Origin of the sequence: Streptosporangium sp. NPDC006013, assembly GCF_040614275.1 — a bacterium.
Classification (GTDB): domain Bacteria; phylum Actinomycetota; class Actinomycetes; order Streptosporangiales; family Streptosporangiaceae; genus Streptosporangium.
The window spans coordinates 1-1,829 of record NZ_JBEXUE010000887.1 but is presented as its reverse complement, the minus strand read 5'-3'; the positions used below and the strand labels follow the sequence as shown (position 1 = coordinate 1,829).

The 1,829-nt window shown below is 68.2% G+C and carries 3 protein-coding genes; 1 reads left to right on the top strand and 2 read right to left on the bottom strand.

What is annotated here, in order from left to right:
- Both ABZ260_RS50655 and ABZ260_RS50650 read right to left on the bottom strand, forming a co-directional pair.
- The coding region (locus ABZ260_RS50655) for an SGNH/GDSL hydrolase family protein (protein ID WP_355633026.1) at positions 1-655 on the bottom strand (655 nt) is incomplete at its 3' end.
- Positions 645-1,211 carry a PadR family transcriptional regulator gene (locus ABZ260_RS50650; RefSeq protein WP_355633023.1) on the bottom strand — a complete coding sequence of 189 codons (567 nt, stop codon included), beginning with the start codon at positions 1,209-1,211 and terminating at the stop codon, positions 645-647. The genes ABZ260_RS50650 and ABZ260_RS50655, both read right to left, overlap by 11 nt.
- Before the next feature lie 93 nt (positions 1,212-1,304).
- On the opposite strand from ABZ260_RS50650, the gene ABZ260_RS50645 reads away from it, so the two are divergent.
- Positions 1,305-1,736 carry a nuclear transport factor 2 family protein gene (locus tag ABZ260_RS50645; RefSeq protein ID WP_355633020.1) on the top strand — a complete coding sequence of 144 codons (432 nt, stop codon included), beginning with the start codon at positions 1,305-1,307 and terminating at the stop codon, positions 1,734-1,736.
- Positions 1,737-1,829 lie beyond the last annotated feature (93 nt).

Genomic DNA, 1,829 nt, shown 5'->3' with positions numbered 1-1,829 from the left:
AGCGACCCGCATACAACCGCCGAGGTGCTTCTATCGGAACATGTGGAAACGGCAGAGGTGAAGCTCTTACATTCCGCCTCGTGGCGCGCAGAGGAGCGGCGATCCGTTCGTGGCCGAGCGGGCTGGCGTGGAGCCGGTCCGGGCACCACAGCCGGGGGTCGGTGACCACCGGATGGTGGTAGGTCTCGGCGACGACGACGCGGTGCCGGTGTGCCGCCTGCCGGATGCGGTGGTTCAGGGCGGTGACGCGGGAGCTGATCGGGCGGGCGAGCGGGGTGATCCGTGCGATGTCGGGGAAGGTGACGGTCGCGACGCGGGCACCTTGGGCGGTGAGCGCCGCGAACATCGCCTCCAGGTGGCCGGCGACCTCGTCAGCGTTGAATCGGGGCCGTAGCAGGTCGTTGACTCCGGCGACGACGGTGACCAGGTCGGGGCGTAGCGCGAGGGCGGGTGCGAGCTGTTCCTGGTGAACCTGCGCGGCGAGGCGGCCGCGTACGGCCAGGTTGGCGTACTGGACGCCGGGGTCGTGCAGCGCGAGCCGCTCGGCGAGCCGGTCGGCCCACCCCCGCAGGCCCACGGTGTCGTCGCCGTCGCCGAGCCCCTCGGTCTGGCTGTCGCCCAGGGCGACGAAGCGCAGGTGGTCATCACTGGGCATGGGCCGCCCGCCTCTCCCGCAGGATCACCACGGCACGTTCGCACCAGTCCCGGTTGCCCCGTTCGAAGTCCAGGCCGCGCAGGCAGGTCAGATAGGGCCCGATCCGCTCGCCGTGGCGCAGGAAATCCTCCTCGCTGCGGTCGCCGCGTATCTTCCGCAACAGTGCGTCGAACAGCGCGATCTTGGCCTCGGCGAAGGTGGCCCGTTCGGTGAGCTGCGCGATCAGTATCTCGGTGTCGACGTGGCCGGCGGCCTGGACCTTGACGAGCAGGTCGTCACGGATGAAGGAGGGCTTGGGGGTGCTCGCCGCGAACTTTTCCAGCTCGGCCAGTCCGGCGTCGGTGGCCCGGAACAGGCGCTTGTTGGGCCGGGTTTCCTGGACCACCTCACGACCGGTGATCAGCTCTTCCTTCTCCAGCCTGGTCAGCTCGGCGTACAGCTGCTGTGGCAGCGCGTGCCAGAAGTTCGCCACCCCCAGGTCAAAGGCCTTGGCCAACTGGTATCCGCTCAGCTCCTCGTCGAGAAGCGCCGCCAGCACGGCGTGCCGCAAAGCCATCGGACCACCTCTTTTCCACCTCTGTCCACGGAACTCGCGCCCATGATAGTAAAGAAACTGACTAATCACATCCATGACTATCTGGGAGAAGCCATGGCCACCGCGGACCGCTTTCGTGCCGCTGTCGACAGCCGCGATCTCACCGCTCTGGACGGCCTGTTCACCGAGGACGTCCGGCTCTACAGTCCGGTGAAGTTCAGTCCCTTCGAGGGCAGGCCGATGGTGTTGGGGCTCTTCGGGGTCCTCATGCGTACCTTCGAGGACTTCCGCTACATCGGGCACTTCGACGGCACCGCCGAGACCTGCGCCGACGGTACCGAGGCCCCGTCGGTGGTCCTGCTCTTCCGGGCCACCGTGAACGGCAGGCAGATTCACGGCATCGACCTGCTGCATCTCGACCACGAGGAGCGGATCAAGGAGTTCAGCGTGATGGTCCGTCCGCAGTCCGCGGTGCACGCCCTGGGCGAGGCGGTCCTCGCCGGTCTGGTCGACGACGGCCTCGTCCCGGCCCCGGCCGATCACTAGAAAGAGTCATGGCGGCACGGGCGGCCCGGCCTTCAGGCTGACCGGTGTGAGCCGCTCGGCTCTGCCGACGCGGCTGCCTCGGCAGAGCGCGAG